At 57.1% G+C, this 16,839-nt stretch carries 14 protein-coding genes; 8 read left to right on the plus strand and 6 right to left on the minus strand.

The window, feature by feature from the left end:
- The first annotated feature begins 86 nt into the window (after nt 1–86).
- Complete coding sequence (locus HUW35_RS04480; protein ID WP_181254430.1) at nt 87–1,658, plus strand: S8 family serine peptidase; 1,572 nt, start codon at nt 87–89, stop codon at nt 1,656–1,658.
- Nucleotides 1,659–1,841: 183 nt separating this feature from the next.
- On the plus strand, nt 1,842–2,240 hold the full coding sequence (locus tag HUW35_RS04485) for a globin (RefSeq protein WP_181254431.1): 399 nt from the start codon (nt 1,842–1,844) through the stop codon (nt 2,238–2,240).
- 77 nt (nt 2,241–2,317) lie between these two features.
- On the opposite strand, the gene HUW35_RS04490 is transcribed toward HUW35_RS04485, so the two are convergent.
- From HUW35_RS04490 to HUW35_RS04500, 3 genes are all read right to left on the minus strand, one after another.
- A complete protein-coding gene (locus HUW35_RS04490) occupies nt 2,318–2,701 on the minus strand; it encodes a hypothetical protein (RefSeq protein ID WP_181254432.1) in 384 nt (127 codons plus the stop codon).
- A 199-nt stretch (nt 2,702–2,900) separates the two neighbouring features.
- Complete coding sequence (locus HUW35_RS04495; protein ID WP_181254433.1) at nt 2,901–3,320, minus strand: hypothetical protein; 420 nt, start codon at nt 3,318–3,320, stop codon at nt 2,901–2,903.
- Between the two features lie 13 nt (nt 3,321–3,333).
- Complete coding sequence (locus tag HUW35_RS04500; RefSeq protein WP_255463494.1) at nt 3,334–4,227, minus strand: SPFH domain-containing protein; 894 nt, start codon at nt 4,225–4,227, stop codon at nt 3,334–3,336.
- 165 nt (nt 4,228–4,392) lie between these two features.
- On the opposite strand from HUW35_RS04500, the gene HUW35_RS04505 reads away from it, so the two are divergent.
- The 3 genes from HUW35_RS04505 to HUW35_RS04515 all read left to right on the plus strand — a co-directional run bounded on the left by HUW35_RS04505 (nt 4,393) and on the right by HUW35_RS04515 (nt 7,474).
- On the plus strand, nt 4,393–4,623 hold the full coding sequence (locus tag HUW35_RS04505) for a DUF350 domain-containing protein (protein ID WP_181254435.1): 231 nt from the start codon (nt 4,393–4,395) through the stop codon (nt 4,621–4,623).
- 11 nt (nt 4,624–4,634) lie between these two features.
- Nucleotides 4,635–5,432 carry a transglutaminase domain-containing protein gene (locus tag HUW35_RS04510; RefSeq protein WP_181254436.1) on the plus strand — a complete coding sequence of 266 codons (798 nt, stop codon included), beginning with the start codon at nt 4,635–4,637 and terminating at the stop codon, nt 5,430–5,432.
- A 110-nt stretch (nt 5,433–5,542) separates the two neighbouring features.
- Entirely contained in the window at nt 5,543–7,474 is a 1,932-nt protein-coding gene (locus HUW35_RS04515) for a S8 family serine peptidase (protein ID WP_181254437.1), read from the plus strand.
- A gap of 75 nt (nt 7,475–7,549) precedes the next feature.
- On the opposite strand, the gene HUW35_RS04520 is transcribed toward HUW35_RS04515, so the two are convergent.
- Nucleotides 7,550–9,940: a zinc-dependent metalloprotease gene (locus HUW35_RS04520; protein WP_181254438.1), complete on the minus strand. Its 2,391-nt coding sequence runs from the start codon at nt 9,938–9,940 to the stop codon at nt 7,550–7,552.
- A 299-nt stretch (nt 9,941–10,239) separates the two neighbouring features.
- Between HUW35_RS04520 and HUW35_RS04525 the strand changes: the two genes are divergently transcribed.
- Together HUW35_RS04525 and HUW35_RS04530 are read left to right on the plus strand one after the other, a co-directional pair.
- Nucleotides 10,240–11,058: a sulfite exporter TauE/SafE family protein gene (locus HUW35_RS04525; RefSeq protein ID WP_181254439.1), complete on the plus strand. Its 819-nt coding sequence runs from the start codon at nt 10,240–10,242 to the stop codon at nt 11,056–11,058.
- Between the two features lie 54 nt (nt 11,059–11,112).
- Complete coding sequence (locus tag HUW35_RS04530; protein WP_181254440.1) at nt 11,113–12,261, plus strand: histidinol-phosphate transaminase; 1,149 nt, start codon at nt 11,113–11,115, stop codon at nt 12,259–12,261.
- A gap of 156 nt (nt 12,262–12,417) precedes the next feature.
- Here HUW35_RS04530 and HUW35_RS04535 read toward each other — a convergent pair whose 3' ends face one another.
- The gene (locus tag HUW35_RS04535; protein WP_181254441.1) at nt 12,418–14,955 is read right to left on the minus strand and encodes a TonB-dependent siderophore receptor; all 2,538 of its coding nucleotides are present in this window, start codon (nt 14,953–14,955) and stop codon (nt 12,418–12,420) included.
- 322 nt (nt 14,956–15,277) lie between these two features.
- On the opposite strand from HUW35_RS04535, the gene HUW35_RS04540 reads away from it, so the two are divergent.
- Nucleotides 15,278–16,075 carry a DUF2884 family protein gene (locus HUW35_RS04540; RefSeq protein WP_181254442.1) on the plus strand — a complete coding sequence of 266 codons (798 nt, stop codon included), beginning with the start codon at nt 15,278–15,280 and terminating at the stop codon, nt 16,073–16,075.
- Between the two features lie 139 nt (nt 16,076–16,214).
- Here the strand turns inward: HUW35_RS04540 and HUW35_RS04545 are convergent, their stop codons facing one another.
- Nucleotides 16,215–16,733 carry a peroxiredoxin gene (locus HUW35_RS04545; protein WP_181254443.1) on the minus strand — a complete coding sequence of 173 codons (519 nt, stop codon included), beginning with the start codon at nt 16,731–16,733 and terminating at the stop codon, nt 16,215–16,217.
- Between the last annotated feature and the right edge of the window lie 106 nt (nt 16,734–16,839).

A 16,839-nucleotide genomic window follows, 5' to 3' on the forward strand; every position in this document is an offset into this window, starting at 1 on the left:
CGCCAATCTCGCGACACCGACTGTAGTCAGCCACCATCCAAACCAATTAGAAGAAGTACCAGACAGAACTGGAGCCATATAAAAAGATGAATAAACTCATTCCAACCCTGTTCACCAGCGCGCTCGCCCTGGCCATTTCCGCTCACGCCAGCGCTGCCGACGACCGCTACATCATCAAATTCAAAGAAGGCAAAGGCCCCGCAGTCAAAGCGATGATGGAAAAGAACGGTGGCCGCTCGGCGCTCGCGCTGGAAAAACGCAGCGCGATGGCTGCGAACCTCCCGGGCAAAGCGCTCAACGCCCTGCGCAATAACCCCAATGTCGAATATGTCGAACAGGATGTGAAACGCTACCCCATGGCGGAAACCGTCCCCTTCGGTATTCCCATGGTGCAGGCAGACCAACTCAGTGATGCCATGGCCGGCAACCAGACGGTGTGTATCATCGACTCCGGCTACGACATCAATCACGAGGACCTTCCAAGCGGAAACGTAACTGGTAACTACGACTCAGGTACCGGTGACTGGTTTACCGACGAAAACAGTCACGGCACCCATGTAGCCGGCACTATTGCCGCGATTGGTGGAAACGGTAAAGGTGTCGTCGGCGTAAACCCGAACGGCAACCTCAACCTGCACATCGTCAAGGTATTCGGGGCCGATGGCTGGGCTTACTCCTCCTCTCTGGTGGCCGCGGCTGATGAGTGTGCGGCCAACGGCGCCAGCGTGATCAATATGAGCCTCGGCGGCACCTTTAAGTCCCGCACCGAGGAACGGGCTTTTGCCGATCTGTACGCAAACCAGAATGTACTCTCCATTGCCGCCGCGGGTAATGACGGCAATACCCGTCACTCCTACCCCGCGTCCTACGACGCTGTGGTATCCGTTGCAGCCATCGACAGCAACAAAGTGGTTGCCGACTTCTCCCAGCAGACCGATCAGGTGGAACTGGCTGGCCCCGGTGTCGATGTGCTGTCATCCGTGCCGACCGGCATGAGCCTGGAAACCAGCCTGGTCGTGAACGGTAGCGCTATTGAGGCGGCAGCCATGGAAGGCAGTCCGCAGGGTAGCGTCACCGGCAATCTGGTGGATTGCGGCCTGGGCGAAGCTGCCTGTGCCAGCGCTTCTGGCCAGGTGTGCCTGATCTCCCGCGGCAATATCAGCTTCGCCGAGAAAGTGCAGGCCTGTGAGGCCGGCGGCGGTATCGCAGCGGTAATCTACAACAACGAACCGGGTATGCTGTACGGCACCATGGGTGAAGTGGCCACAGGCATTCCATCCGTGGGTATTACCGATACCGACGGTGCCGCACTCCTCGGCCAGCTGGGCAGCAGTGCCAGCTTGACCATCGAGCCCGGCGACTATGCCTATTTCAACGGCACCTCCATGGCCACGCCCCACGTTGCCGGCGTGAGTGCGCTGGTGTGGAGCCACTTCCCCAGCTGTTCCGCAAGCGAGATCCGCTCGGCGCTGGCCAGCACTGCGGAAGACCTGGGCGCAGCCGGACGTGACAATGCTTACGGCTACGGTCTGGTACAGGCCAAAGACGCGGTGGACTACCTCACAGCCAATGGCTGCTCCGGCAGCGGTAATGGCGGTGGCGACGGCGGCAATGGCGGCGGCGGCAAGCCCTGCAAAGGTAAAAATTGCACCCAGTAACCTGCACACGTTGAATTTAAGGGGGCCAACTGGCCCCCTTTTTTATGATGCGTAAAATTTGCACTCCCCCCCGCCCACGGACAAATTGATCTAAATCAATTTGAGCCCGGTCGCTACCGTTAGAATCCGCGGTCGCCTGCGCCCGCCCGCGCAGTCATAACAATAGTCAGGGGAGTGACGGCAATGGGAAATGCCGACAGCGATATCGTTTTTCAGAGTTACGGCCGCTGCTGTAACAGAGAAGGCTTTTTCATCGACTTCTACGACCGTTTTATGGGCAGCTCCGAAGAAATTCGAGCCCTGTTCAAGGACACAAACATGCCGGCGCAACGCCACCTGTTACGCAACGGCATCATGCAGCTGGTGCTGCACGCACGGGGCATGCCGGATACCAAGCTGAAAGCATTGGGCAAAAGTCACTCGCGCGACGGCTACGGCATTCGCCCGGACTGGTACGGCCTGTGGCTGGATGCGCTGCTGGCCACCCTGCGTCAGTACGACCCCGAGTTTAATGAGGACACCGCTCTGGCCTGGCGCCGCGCTATCGAGCCGGGCATTGAACTCATTCGCGGCGCATACTGAGCGCAACACTCCCGATCTCCATATATGAAAAAGGCTTGCCGCGTAACGGCAAGCCTTTTTCACCAATCTTTGATTAATTACTGTTGCAGATCAGTCACACACTTGTTGTATTCCTGAATGTACACATTACTACCGCGGTTAGGCACTTCATTTGACTTGTCCGCAGCAGCGTTACGACAACCCTCGATCTGGTCAGAAGTCAGGTTTGTCGCCGGAACGGTCTGGCTGCGCTGATACATATGTGCAGCTTGGTCACGGTGAGCCTGAACCTGGGGTTCCGGAACCTGATAAAACATACCGGTGCTCTCATTGAACTGGTAGAAATTATCTCCACTTTTCCAATAAGTCTTACCAAGGATTTGCACTTCAGCACTGCCCGCAGGTAGCTGATCCATCGGCTGCTGTGCCTGGGCAAAACCGGCAACGGTACAAAACAGTACTACTGGTAATAGGTAACGCATTTGGGATCCTCCTCTTCGGATGTGCCCCGAAGTCTATTGAGGCATGGGTAGGCTCCCAACCGAATATTTTCAAAAATTTAGCCCTGTGACCCGCATGTCAGGGTTGATTTTTTTAAAGAGGAAAAATCCCGGAGATAAGTACTAACGAGCTGAAACCAGCCATAAATTTCAGCCCGATTTAAAGCAAAAAAAGGGGAATTTATTCCTCACTTACCATGCTCTCCTGCTCCTGTTTCTGCTCGTCCCGCAACGTTTTCAGGTGCTCGGAACGCTCTGCAGCTGACTCTCGCTGCGGCGCCAGATCACCGACCGGTTCCGTTTCCCGGTTCAGTGCTCGGTCTGTGGCCTGCTGTTCCGCACTGTAGTCGGGCGCCAATACCAGTTTTGGCCCATTGCTGTTGAACCCGATCAGCACCCAGATAAAAAACAACAGACACAGAAAGCGGATAATCAGGGTGCGATCCAGCAGCCAGTGCAAACTCTCGCCGTGGCTGTGCAGAAAGCGCACCCGCAGGAAAATATTCAGTAGCAGCAATACGCATGCGGTAATCACCACCCAGGAGGAGAGACCGCCGAGAGCGGTCATCAGCCAGTTCGCTATCTGTGCGTTAAATTCCATCGCTCGCCCCCCGTTAACGCTTGCGCGCCACCTGTTTCACCTGATCGGAAAATACCGCCTGCTGCAGGCCGATGCTACCCAGCGCTTCCACCGGAACGAACACCTTGTTCTCCGATTCCGCCATGCGGTCGAGTACTTCGAGTGTCCGGTAGGCGAGATACTTGTCGGTAACCGATTTCGCCAACAGGTCGTTGACTTCTTTCTGCCCCATGGCTTTTTCACGGGCGATGGCGCGATTCATTTTTTCCCGCTCCAGGTCACGTTCCATCTGAATCTTCTGGATTTCGAACTGGGCCTTTTCCTGCTCGATCAACTCCCGGCGCTCTGCGGCACGCTCCTTGGCCTCGGTGATCACCTTGGGAAATTGCACATCGGCGATCCCCAGGCGCTTGATCTTGATCGGTGTGCCTTCCAGTGAAGTGGAAACGGCAGAGAACAGCTCCTGGCTCAGCATCTCGCGACTGGAGGCGATCTCATTGATGGAGTACTTGGCGATAACACGGCGCACCACATCCCGGATCACCGGCTGCGCATAGGTGTTGTACACCTGATTGACGGAAATATTATCGGTCTGGGGCGGCACCCGATCAAAAATATTGTCGATATATTTTTCATTGACCGACCCGGTCATACGGATATCGAAGCTCATATTCAGCTGATCCTTGGGCATAAACAGCTTGAACTTTTCCAGGTGCCCAAAATCTGCGGTGGCCAGGGTAACCAGCTTGTCACAGTAGAACAGGCACGGGTCGAGGCGGAATTTGGACGGTGGTACCGTACTCGGCTTGTAGCCGTTCTTGGTGAGGATTTTACCCACATGTGCCGGTGGCACTTCCACCCGATCACCGCAGGCTACAAGCCCCATCACTGCTATCACAACCAGTACTTTTGACAACTTAGACAACATCGACATTCCCTATTGTGTTGAAAATCGCCGCACACAATAGAGACCAAGCGGCCGTCCGGCAAGCAGGCCGTTTGCGATGCCGCGAACAGCTTTCGGTGAGAGCAGAAAATCCGTGAAGGTTATGGTCTAATTAACCATTGGATATGTTCACATGGATCAAACAACGTGCAATCTGAATTTCTTACCGCAACCCTCTTCAACCTTGGCCTGAACCTCCTTTACACACTAATCGCCCTCATTATCGGTATGGTCGCGCTGCTGGTCATCGACAAAAAGCTGCTCAAGCACGTCGATATCGAGGCGGAACTGAAAAATGGCAATATCGCGGTTGCCATTTTTGCCTCCACCATCCTGGTGTTCGTGGCCATGATTATTTCGTTTGGGCTCAAGGGCTGAGGCCACCGGCGATGCGTTTACTGCTGATTGGCGTTTTACTGGGCTTCATGCTGTTGCTCCCGGAATTACTCCTGCAACGGAACTCGATACCGCAACCCATCCCCCAGCCCCAATTGCGTGAGACTGGCTCGCCGGATGTCAGAGACAACCAGAAGGGCACGGTGATCGTAAAAGGCGTATCCGCGCCGCTCACCGAATCCACGGTACAGAATGCGGTGGGCAAACGCTCGGAACAGGAAAGCAGCTATATCTCCGTATGGAACTGGCAGGGCCTGGAGTCGGTGACCGCATCCGCGCGCGGACTGGATAAGCTGCACCACTTTGCCAACAGCTATCTGGTCGGTTTCCAGCCATTTGAAACCCGGGAGCTCTGGGTTCCCTTGTACACACTGGCCATCCGCAAGGAATACCAGTACGACCACCTGCAATACGCGGGGCTCGCCGACATCTGGCAGACCTCCCGCCAGGCCTATTACCAGAAGCGCGGCGACTGCGAGGACCACGCGATCCTGCTGGCAGACTGGCTGATCAACCTGGGCGTCGATGCACGGGTGGCGCTTGGCACCCACAAGGGCCAGGGGCACGCCTGGGTGGTCGCCATTGTCAATGGCACGGAATACCTGCTGGAGGCCACCAGCAAGCGCCGCCAGTCCAACTGGCAGGCCATGCCGCTGGCTGCGCTGGCGGAAGGCTACGAGGTCGAGTTCCAGTTCAACCGGGACTATTTCTGGGCAAAAACTACTTCTGCGCCAACTCGCAAATACCGCGGTAGTCACTGGATCCGGAAATCCCAGTTTATTCGCGGCTAAGTGTGCCCGGGTATCGCTGCTAGGCTTAAAAATGACCCGGCGTCAGGAAGACGCTGAAATAAAACCGGGGCGGTTGTACCGGCCGCTCCTAGCCGTTGCAGGATGCTGCCGTGAAATTCGACTATGCCAGTGCCGGCCGTTCGGCCGTGGTCGCCCTTCTTCTCACAACCCCGTTTTTTCTCGCCACGCCGCTTTACGCGCAAACACCAGAACCGGTCGCGGAACAGCCGCAGCGACTGATTCTTCGCTTTGCCGGCCCGCGCACCAGCGAGCAGGCGCGCGCCGCCACCGCGGAACTCATGCAGGTTACCGGCACCGAAATGCGCTATCGGCACCGCCTCGCCAGCGGTCAGTTTGACCTGCTGAGCCTGCAACGGCGCCTGCCACCCGCTGCGCTGGACCGCCTTGTAGCGGCCCTGCAACAGCAGCCGGGCGTACTCTCGGTCGAGGTGGACCGCATGATGCAGCACACCGCGGTCCCCAATGACAGCCGCTACAGCGAGCAGTGGCACTATTTTGAAGGTACCGGCGGCATCAACCTGGAAGCAGCCTGGGATACCCACGACGGCAGCGGTGTGGTGGTTGCGGTTATCGATACCGGGATCACCGGCCATTCAGACCTGAACGCCAATATCCTGCCCGGATACGACTTTATCGACGACACGGCGGTGGCGAACGATGGCGATGGCCGCGACAGCGACCCGAGCGATCCGGGCGACTGGCTGCGGGTATGGGAATGCGGCTTTTTCAATCCCTCCCAGCCCCGTGACAGCAGCTGGCACGGCACTCATGTCGCCGGCACCATCGCCGCGATCACCAATAACGGACTCGGCGTGGCGGGTGTTGCGCCCGGTGCCAAGGTGCTGGTGGCGCGGGTACTCGGTAAGTGCGGCGGCTACACCTCAGACATTATCGATGCCATTGTCTGGTCATCAGGGGGCAATGTCAGTGGCGTACCCGACAACCCCAACCCCGCCCACGTGATCAACCTCAGCCTCGGCGGCGGTGGCAGCTGCGGCGGTGCCATGCAAAGCGCCATTGACACCGCGCGGGGGAACGGCACCACCGTAGTGGTGGCCGCAGGCAACAGCAATGGCAACGCCGCAGACTTTTCCCCGGCCAACTGCAATGGCGTGGTCACCGTGGCCGCCAACGACCGGCAGGGGAATCGCGCCTCCTATTCGAATTACGGGGATACGGTGGAATTGACGGCACCGGGCGGTGAAACCAATACCACCGCGAACGGGATACTCTCCACCCTGAACAGCGGCACCCAGGGCCCCGCGCAGGAAACCTACCGCCACTACCAGGGCACCAGTATGGCGACGCCCCATGTGGCCGGTGTTGCCGCGCTGCTCTACCAGGCGAGCCCCGGCATCTCCCCGGATGAGGTTTCCAGCATCCTGCAGAACACCGCCCGCCCGCTACCCGGCAGCTGTTCCGGGGGCTGTGGCGCCGGTATTGTGGATGCCCGCGCGGCACTGGATGCGGTAGCTACCGGCAACCGGCCACCGCAGGCAGAATTCAGCTGCACTACCGACGAATTGACCATCGACTGCATGGATCAGAGCGGCGATCCGGACGGCAATATCACCGCGTGGGACTGGGATTTTGGTGACGGAAACGCTTCCAGCGCGCAGAACCCGAGCCACAGTTACGCTGCCGCCGGCACCTACAATGTATCGCTCACCGTTACCGACAACGATGGAGTGAGTGACTCCACTTCACAGGAATTGACAGTCAGCAGTGATGAGCCGGTAGAAAACGAGCCTCCCGTCGCGGATTTCAGTGTTTCCGTATCCCGTGTCACCGCGAGCTTTACCGACAACAGCAGTGACAGCGACGGCAGTATTGCCAGCTGGGCCTGGGACTTTGGCGACGGAGGCAGCGCCACCACCCGGAACCCCAGCCACGCGTACAGCGAAAACGGTACTTACCAGGTGACCCTCACGGTGACCGACGACGCTGGCGCCAGCCATTCGGTTGCCAAAAGTGTCACCATCAACTGCCGCTTCTGGTGGGGTAGCCAATGCCTGTTTTAAGTTCGGTACCGCACTGAAATAAAAAAGGCCGCGCAGGTTTTGCGCGGCCTTTTTTAATGAACGAATTTTTCTCGGTTAGATCGGCGATCCCGGGGGCATCGGCTTGATATCCCCGGCTTCCACTTCGAGGTCCCCGGCCATATAGGCAGCTATGCGGTTGGCCTCGTAAAAGTAATGGGCGTTATAGCCGTGCGGATCATCCCCGAACAGCTTCATCTCACCAATCGCGTGCTGGAACCTGGCCAGTTCGAAATTCGCACGGGCGCGCGCAGACGCCGGGGCTTTCTTGTTGCCCGCCAACATCATCAGCTGATGGACATACACATGGTTGACGCGCTGGTGAACAGCGGCCTGTAACCCCTCATAGTCGCCGTGAGCCAGAGCTTGTGCGGTCAACTGGGCAAGCAGGGTATTGAAGCCCGGCCCCGCGCCCCTGCGCGCCTGCTGTTGCTGCAAGCGCGCTGCGCGCTCGGGATGGAGCAGGATGGAAAAAGTGTGGCCAGCCGCGGCCTCCGCCATGGCGATGCTGTCAAACGTCACGCCGGTGTATGCGGGAAAGCTTTCAATGGTGCGGCTGTAACCGTAGGACTTCGGCGGCAACAGCTGCAGCACTTTTTCCGGCAGGGTCAGGAATTGCGGCTTGAGCGTCGCAGCCAGGGAATCTATTGCCTGCTGCTGCCTGTCCGCCGGCACCATGGTGTAACTCTCGCCCTCGGCATCGTTATACAGGTAGTTGTAATCCAGCCCGCCGATCAGCTTGCCCACGGCTTCCGACTGGTAGCGATGCCCGTAGTAGACAGGTACCAGGGTCTCGTCGAGGGAGGAGCGCGCCACATCCGGGCGGTTGGCAGCCGCGGAGAAGTTTTCCAGTGCATGCCGGCGCAGCTCGGTCATCCGCTGGAACTCTTCCAGTACCTCTTCCCCGTTATCCCACAGGTGGGATTCTGCATGTGCATTGTTGATTGCGCGGGAGTCCGGATCAGAGATAAAACGCAACTTCTGTTGTTGTGCCTCTTCGATGATTCCGGCCAGAAATTCCTGCTCTGCATCATCGGCAATACCGTAGCCGTAGCGGATTGCCAGCTTGTCCCAGGCACCGATACCGGTGTCGTAGGCTTCACTTAGTTTAAGATCGTTGCCACTCAGGGTGACCAGCGGTGCCGGGTAATCCATCACCGAGGCGCGCTCTTCGGTACTCGCAATAAAGTTGTGCGCGAGGCCCAGGGTGTGGCCGACCTCGTGGGCGGAGAGCTGACGGATACGCGCAAGCGCCATTGCCTTCAGCTTCTCGGTATCCGCATCCTTTTTACCGTAGGGCTGCAACAGGCCCTGTGCAATCAGGAAGTCCTGACGCACGCGCAGGGAGCCGAGCGTGACATTGCCTTTGAGGATTTCACCGGTGCGCGGGTCATAGACCGAGTAACCGTAGGACCAGCCGCGGGTAGAGCGGTGTACCCAGTTGATCACGTTGTAGCGCACATCCAGAGGGTCGGCGTCTTCCGGCAGCAGTTTTACCTGGAAAGCGTTTTCAAAACCGGCGGCCTCAAATGCCTGATTCCACCAGCTGGCGCCTTCGATCAGGGCGCTGCGTACCGGCTCCGGCACACCGGAATCCACGTAGTAAACAATCGGCTCGACCACTTCATTGCTGCCGGGCTTTTTCTGCAGGCGATGACGGAAGATCAGTCGCTGATCCATCGGCTGGTCGATTTCCGTGGCGTAGTCCCGGTAGGTGAGCGGGAAGTAACCGCTGCGGCTGTGAAACTTGCGCGGCCGGTAACCGTCTTCAGGCAGTGCGACCAGGGAAATATGCTGGCGCAGTGTCACCAGCTTCGGGGTCGGCACCACTTCCTTCATGTATTTACCGGGCTCACTGCCGGCAAAAGTCAGCTGCGCTTCAAACTCGGTATTTTGCGGAAAACTGCGGGTACGCGGCAGGTAGACCGCCGATTTACTGGCATCCACGCTGTAGCTACCCTGCTCGGCGTCTTTCAGTCGCTGAGCGATACCGTGCTGATCGCTCAACAGGAAGGGCGTGAAGTCCACCAGCACACCACTGCCCTCTTCCGCGATGATCTCGAAGCCCCACAGCACAGATGAAGCGAAGGCTTCCTCGACGGCGCGCCGCTCCGCCGGGTTGTCCGACTGTGCCCGGTAATCGAGATTTACCTGGTGGATCAATACCTTATTGCCCACCCGCTCGAATTTCACCACACGACTTTCACCCGCCTGGTTGCGATCCAAACCTACCGGATTCGATCCCAGTCCCTGGGCAAGGCCGGTAAGCAGCAACAGCTCGCGATCAAACTGGTCGACCTGCAGTAGCACCCGACCTTTTCTGTCATCCCAGTAAAAGTCGAACAGGCCCTGCTGCCTGTCCAGGCCCGCGGTAAGGCCGCTGATGGTTTCCGCCTGTGCGCAGATACTGAACAGCAGCGCGGTTGCAATGATTATTCTTCTAAACATGTCTCCCCCGGCAGGGTTACTGAAACTTTTCCGGCGCGGACTGCCCCGGAAATCAGTCACAGAGATTAACACCTGACAGCCGTTCGTAAACCTATGGCTAGCACCGAGCCCATATCGAGGGGAAATAAAAAACGAACCCTCTGTGCAAAAGGGCACCCGCCGCACAATCTACCGGAAATCGCTCTACCGCTCATCGACGGCACTTTATCGCAAGCGCTATACCCGCAAAAAATTGGCGCGTCGTTTGGCACGGTTAATGCTTTTCCATCTCTGTTCAATGGAGAACGTCGGAGAAGTATATGAGCGTCGAGGAAATTTCACTGTTTATCCTGCTGCTCTGCGCCGCGGGCCTTATTGCGGGTATCACCGCGGGACTTTTCGGAAATGGCGGGGGCTTTGTCGTTGTACCTGCGTTGCTGGCGGTATTCCCGTTTTTGCACAGCGCATCGGATGAAATGATGCGCGTGGCGGTGGGCACCTCCCTCGCCTCTATCGTGATTTCATCGGCGCGCTCGGTGCAGGCACACAGTAAACGAGGGGCCGTGGACTTCAAGGTATTGAGGGACTGGTCTATCTGGATCGTACTGGGGGTCGGTGCCGGCCTCTATATTGCATCATTTACCAACAGCCAGAGCCTGGTACATGTATTTGCCGCCGGCGTACTGCTGTATTCCATCTACTTTCTGTTTCCCAACCTGTTTGACGGCCTCAAGGGCAAACTGGAAATGCCCACAGGATTTGCGCGCGCTGGCCTGGCGAGCTTTCTAGGCGGTTTTTCATCACTGCTGGGCATCGGCGGCGGCACCATCACCGTCATGACCATGGTGCTGTGCAACCGCCCGACGCACCAGGCTGTGGCAACCGCATCCGGTATTGGTTTCCTGATCGGCCTGCCCGGCGCCATAGGGTTCCTCATTATGGGGCTTAATGCACCGGATCTGCCCATGGGTTCCATTGGCTACATCAATATTCCGGCGCTGATCGCGATTTCTGTGTTCTCGATCATTTCCGCCCCCATCGGTGCGCGCTGGGCGCACAGCCTGAACGAATTACACCTGAAGCGTCTCTTCGGGGTCTACCTGATCGCGGTATCCCTGGCGATGTTCGCCAAGGCGTGATGCAACCATTCATCGAACTCAACACAACACTCGAATAACGGGGAGAGCAAAATAATGCATAAATCACTGAGCAGGAGGTTGTTTCTACAGGGCGCCACTGCCGCCTTCTCCGCGGCGACCGTAGGCGGACTCGCCAGCAGTGCATCCGCAAAAGAGATCGTGCGACCTACGCCCCTGTACGGACCGCCCCCCGGCGTAGCCAAACTCAACGCCAACGAAAATCCGTACGGCCCCAGCCCCGCTGCACTAAAGGCCATGATGGAAGCGAGCCAGAAAGGTGCCTACTACGTTTACGACAGCGTGATGCGCCTGAAAACCATGATCGCCGAGCGCCACGGGCTCACACCGGATCATGTCACGCTCGGTTCCGGCAGTAGCGCCGGTCTTGCCGCGGCGGCCATCGCCGCTGCCCAGAAAGGCAATATTCTCGGGCCAGACCTCTTCTGGGACACCACCTCACGGGTGGTTGAAATGCAGAAAATCGGCGAGATCAAACGACTCCCCAAACTGGAATCCCTGGCCATCGACCTGGACGCCATGTACGGCGCCATCGATGATTCCATCTCCATGGTTCAGGTCACCAACCCGAACAATCCGACCGGGATGCTGATTGACCCGGTGGCAATGCGCAATTTCTGTATCAAGGCCTCCAAAAAGTGCACCGTTCTGGCCGACGAGGCCTATAACGAACTCACCGACAACAGTGATGCCAATACCGTGATCCCGCTGATCAAGGACGGCCACGACATTATCGTTGCGCGCACTTTCTCCAAGATCTACGGGCTTGCCGGTATGCGAGTGGGCTACCTGATCGCACAGCCGGAAAAGATCGCGGAAATGGAACGCTACGGCCTGGGCTGGTACGGACTGAACCAGGCTGGCCTGGCTGCCGCCATCGCCTGTTACGAAGACCACAAGTTCATGGACTACTGCCGCAGCAAGGTCAAAGAGGCCCGGGATATGGTCAGCGCCGCCGTGAAGGAAAACGGCCTTACGGCCCTGCCTTCCGTCACCAACTTCATGTTCGTAAACCTGGGCGATCTCAACGCGGAAACCTTCCGCGAGGAAATGGCAAAAGAGAACGTATTGATCCGTGGCATCTACCGCGACTACACCAACTGGTCGCGGGTCAGCATGGGTTATATCGAAGATGTGCAGAAATACACGTCCGCGTTGCCCAAGGTACTGCACCGTATGAGCTGATTTATTCAGCCTAAGAATAACAGTCGCTCCACTGGCCAGCTCTGCTGGCCTTTTTTGTATCCGCCATTTCTTCCTCCCCAACACCGCCAACTTTTCATCCGGGCATAAAAAAATCCCCGCCGGAGCGGGGATCCAATTTGCAGAAGACACTGCTATTTAGAAATTGTGATTCAGGCTCATGTAGTAGAAGCTACCCTGCCAGTCGACCGCCGTATCCGATGCGTATACCGCACCACAACAGTAGTCACCCAGCTGATCCTTTTCCGGGTACTCGTCAAAGACATTGCGGCCACCAACACTGACATTTGTCATCTCGGTAATGTTGTAACGCCCTTCCAGATCCACCTGTACGACTGGGTCATATTCCTGGACATCACCACCCTGGAAGTTCTCATAGCTGCCGTACCAGTTGGCGCGCGCCATTAGGGAAACCGGTCCGATATCGTGCATCGCTGTGATGGCACCCCGGACTTCAGGCTGGAAGTTTTCAAAGTCGAACTCGTCCTCTTCGTTCAGGTAAGCACTGGGATCCGAGGCAAATTCTGACTTGTTGTAGTTAAAGGACGCGGTCAGGTTGGTGATACTGGTGTCGGACCAGCTCAGCGGATAAGTGGCGACAACATCTACACCCTGAGTGCGGGTATCGAAAGCATTGGTGAAGTAGAAAACGCCACCAATCGATTCCGCACCAACAACACCCGCATCAACAAGAGCGAGGTAGTTGTCATAGGCACTCCCGGCACCACTATCGGCCGATACGTCGAGGGTTGAGATAGCGTAAGTCCGGTCATCCACATCGATACGATAGAAGTCCACAGTCATGGACAGGTCGTCGAAGTCGGCCGTGAAACCGAAAGTAAAGTTGGTGGAGGTCTCCGGCTTCAACGCTTCTGCACCCAGCGCCTGCGCAACGGAACTGCTTGCGGGGAACAGGCCGGTAGCAACCGGGAAGCCGTTGGGCAGTCGGGTAGACACGTTCGTGGTACCTTGCTGGCCCGGTGTTGGTGCACGGAAACCGGTACCGATGGAGGAGCGGAGCCCGATATTTTCGGTCAGGTCGTACTGCAGGGCGAGCTTGCCCACAAGTTCGGAATCGAAGTCGGAGTAGTCTTCAAAGCGCATCGCCGCCTGTAAAAACAGTCTGTCGCTGACATCGCTACTCAGGTCACCGTAAATGGCATAAGAGTCGCGGGAATAACTACCGGAGTACTCCGGGGAGTAGCCGGGGAAGCCGTTGGAGCCGACACCAACCACGGTATAGATTGGATCATTTTCATCCGCACAGTTCAGTGTTGAACCGCCGTCGATCACCGCCTGTCCCGCCTCGGTGGGCGTCGTACCGTCACAGAAACTCCAGGGGTCCTGTGTGGCATAAGGACCGGCCGCATAGGAAGCCGGATCACCACCGGTCAGGTCATAGGATTCATCCATATAGCTGAGGCCAAAAGCCGCAACTACTGGTGCACTCATGCCCCAATCGAGTTCTTTGGAGAAGTCCGCCTGCAGCTGAATTTCCTCGTTCGCCAGGGTACCCGGCTTGAACGACGTTGGGCTATCCGGCCCCATAGAAGGGTTGACGGTGTTTTTCAGGGTGTAGGCGACTTCGCTATTACCGTAACGTGCACTAAAGTCGTACAGCATTCCGGACGCCATTTCTCCCTTTAGACCACTCACCAGGGAGTAGTCTGTCACTTCACCAAAGAAGCGGGGCGTAAAGCCGCCGGGGAATTTTTCCAGCGGGCTGTAGACGGAGCCATCTTCCTCGCGCAGATCTTCGATGGTGCCGTTGCCCGGATAGCGATAATAGAAGCTGCCATCCGCTTCGCTTTCGGAGTAGTTACCAAAGGCGTAAAGCTCTTTGCCGCCACCTAAATCGTAGCCGGCGTTAAAAAAGAGCCGCGCACCTTCAGAGTTCGGCTGCCCCCAGGGCTGCACTACATCGCCTTCGAGAGATGCATTTTTTGCCGCTTCGATAAAATCCGGATCCTGATCCGCAAGGCAGAACCATTCTTCACAGTACTGCTCGGAGCGGGATGTAAAGTCTGACTGGGACATTTCACCGGAAATACTGAGGAAGCCATCATTGCCGATCGGCATACCCACATTACCGGTTGCAGTGGTCTGGAACCCGTCGCCTTCGGTGTACTCACCCGCGCGCACACTTACCGAACCACCTTCAGCATTGTCCTTGAGGATAAAGTTGATCACACCGGCAATGGCGTCAGAACCGTACTGGGCCGCAGCACCGTCGCGCAGCACTTCCACAGACTTCAGCGCAGAACTCGGAATTGTCGCAATGTCCGGCCCCTGGGTACCGGAACCGCCAATCTGCACCAGCGCGGCGCGGTGACGGCGCTTGGAATTCACCAGCACCAGGGTTTTATCCGTGGGCATGCCCCGCAATTGAGCCGGGCGAACAAATGTGCCGCCATCACTGATAGGCTGACGAGTGACATTATATGAAGGCACCAGTGTCTTCATGACATCGTTGGTATCGGTATAGGAAACCGACTGCAACGCTTCGCTACCAAATACATCGACCGGCACGGGAGAATCCGACACCGAACGCGGCTTGCCTCGCAAGCCGGTAACGGCCACTTCTTCGATTTCTTCCGCCATTACAGGCGCTACCGGTGCGAGCGCACTACCGGTGATAATTGCCATCACAGCACAACTTAGAGATTTACGCTTCATAACCCACCCTTCTTATTGAATAAATGCCATAACCATAAATTTTGGGCAAAAGCATCCCGTGCCGTGCAATCCGGGGATATACACAGCTCGCAATACATCAGATACAACGGGCACTTTCAGATACATCCGGGCCATGTGGACCCGGGAGACAGAGCGGTGCGGGAGGATCCCCGCGACCACCGGAATCAGCAGTTCTCAGCTATTTTTCTGAGCGCTACCCGGTATAGAGCAATATGTATGCCAGATTTTTTTTCTCTTCCCGTGCATCCATATGGAACACTGCGTGCGTCATAGGCACAGATGAATAAATACGGATTCAGCGATGAAGCACCTACTCCCTTTTTTTGCAGTTGCAGCACTCTCCTCCTCGGTAGCACTGGCCACTGAGGTAAATATCGATACAGACAATCACAGCAGTTGCTCGGTGGACCTGCACCAGCAGGTAACCGTGGGGCCGGATTTCATAGAGACCCGGGGCGGCGACAAAGGTGCGCCACAGATCGCTTACCATGCACCGGATCAGCTGGCGGTGGGCGACGACGGGGTCATTCTCACTCCGGAACAGCAGGTGCTGATGCAGTCCTACCAGCAGGGCCTGCACAGTGCAGGTCGCGACGTCTCACTGATAGCGGCAGACGCGATGGATATCGCGTTGGATGGAGTTGGAATCGCACTGTCAGCCCTCGCCGGTGCGGACGATCCTGACACCCAGGAATTTCTCTCATCTTCACGGGCGCTGCGCACCAAGCTACTGGTGCAAACCCAGCGCCCGGGTGACGTATACACCTTCGGTGGATCCTGGGTTGACCATGCGATGGGGGAATCCTTCGAGCGGGAGCTAGAACCCCAGCTCGAGGCCCTGGCAAAAAAATCTGCAGGTAAAATCGCCTGGCACGCACTGAAAGCGGCGTTCACCGGTGGCGCGAGTATCGAGCGGGATGCAGAGCTGGCTGCCGAAAAGGTGGAGAAGGTGATGGAAAGGAAAGCGGAGCGACTGGAGGCGCGAGCCGAAGGGCTTTGCACCCAGCTACTCGAACTGGATGCCCTGGAAACCGATCTGCATCGCGCAATACCCGAGCTGCAGGGCATGGAGCTGCTCGAGGCAAAAAAATCTGACTAACAGTATTTTAAAGAATACCCCCAGTGTTCGGCCGCAATTGCGGCCTTTTTTATTTTGCGAGATGCTCGCCAGAAAACTCAGGTAAAGAAAAGGCCGCATGAGCGGCCTTTATTGATCCGGATTAATCGCGAGGAAATCCCTATTCCTTGTGTGCTACATCCAGCTGCCCGAGGGTAGCCGCGATGTCCTGGGCACTGGTTGCGGGTTTGATATCGCGATCGATCTTCAACACCTTGCCATCCTTGCCAATGTAGATGGTTACCCGCTTGGCCATGTTCAACACCGGCATTTTCACATCGTAGGCAGCGGCGACTTCACCAGACGGATCGCTCAACAGCGGGAAATCCGCTTTCTGTTCTGCAGCGAACTTGGCATTGTCCTCTACATCGTCGGTGCTCGCCATAAAGTAGGCGACGTCGTATTTACGAATCAGGTGGCCGTTCTCCGCCAGGGACTTGCACTCGATGGTACAGCCTTTGGTAAACGCCTTGGGATACCAGGCGACCACGACAGCCTGCTTGCCCTTGTAATCGGACAGGGTGTAGGTTTTTCCATCGGAAGCCTGCAGAGAAAACTCTGGGGCCATATCTCCCACTTCCAGTGCAGAAGCGGGCAAAGCAATCGCCATGACTGCGAATAAAAAGAACAATTTTCTCATCACTTTTCTCCAGGCTTTTCCGGCCGTGGCCGGGTATCAATCTGACTTCCCATTCAGTTCCGAAACTGCGGTTTTATCGCTGGAAACGATCATTTTTCAACCGTAG

The organism is Microbulbifer sp. YPW1, assembly GCF_013367775.1.
In the GTDB taxonomy this organism is placed as follows: domain Bacteria; phylum Pseudomonadota; class Gammaproteobacteria; order Pseudomonadales; family Cellvibrionaceae; genus Microbulbifer.

What these genes read in the sequence shown, in the direction of transcription:
- HUW35_RS04485 (WP_181254431.1), top strand. Translation starts at nt 1,842, where the DNA reads ATGGGAAATGCCGACAGCGATATCGTTTTTCAGAGTTACGGCCGCTGC.
- HUW35_RS04510 (WP_181254436.1), top strand. Translation starts at nt 4,635, where the DNA reads ATGCGTTTACTGCTGATTGGCGTTTTACTGGGCTTCATGCTGTTGCTC.
- HUW35_RS04525 (WP_181254439.1), top strand. Translation starts at nt 10,240, where the DNA reads ATGAGCGTCGAGGAAATTTCACTGTTTATCCTGCTGCTCTGCGCCGCG.
- HUW35_RS04540 (WP_181254442.1), top strand. Translation starts at nt 15,278, where the DNA reads ATGAAGCACCTACTCCCTTTTTTTGCAGTTGCAGCACTCTCCTCCTCG.
- HUW35_RS04480 (WP_181254430.1), top strand. Translation starts at nt 87, where the DNA reads ATGAATAAACTCATTCCAACCCTGTTCACCAGCGCGCTCGCCCTGGCC.
- HUW35_RS04545 (WP_181254443.1), bottom strand. Translation starts at nt 16,733, where the DNA reads ATGAGAAAATTGTTCTTTTTATTCGCAGTCATGGCGATTGCTTTGCCC.
- HUW35_RS04490 (WP_181254432.1), bottom strand. Translation starts at nt 2,701, where the DNA reads ATGCGTTACCTATTACCAGTAGTACTGTTTTGTACCGTTGCCGGTTTT.
- HUW35_RS04535 (WP_181254441.1), bottom strand. Translation starts at nt 14,955, where the DNA reads ATGAAGCGTAAATCTCTAAGTTGTGCTGTGATGGCAATTATCACCGGT.
- HUW35_RS04495 (WP_181254433.1), bottom strand. Translation starts at nt 3,320, where the DNA reads ATGGAATTTAACGCACAGATAGCGAACTGGCTGATGACCGCTCTCGGC.
- HUW35_RS04500 (WP_255463494.1), bottom strand. Translation starts at nt 4,227, where the DNA reads ATGTTGTCTAAGTTGTCAAAAGTACTGGTTGTGATAGCAGTGATGGGG.
- HUW35_RS04530 (WP_181254440.1), top strand. Translation starts at nt 11,113, where the DNA reads ATGCATAAATCACTGAGCAGGAGGTTGTTTCTACAGGGCGCCACTGCC.
- HUW35_RS04520 (WP_181254438.1), bottom strand. Translation starts at nt 9,940, where the DNA reads ATGTTTAGAAGAATAATCATTGCAACCGCGCTGCTGTTCAGTATCTGC.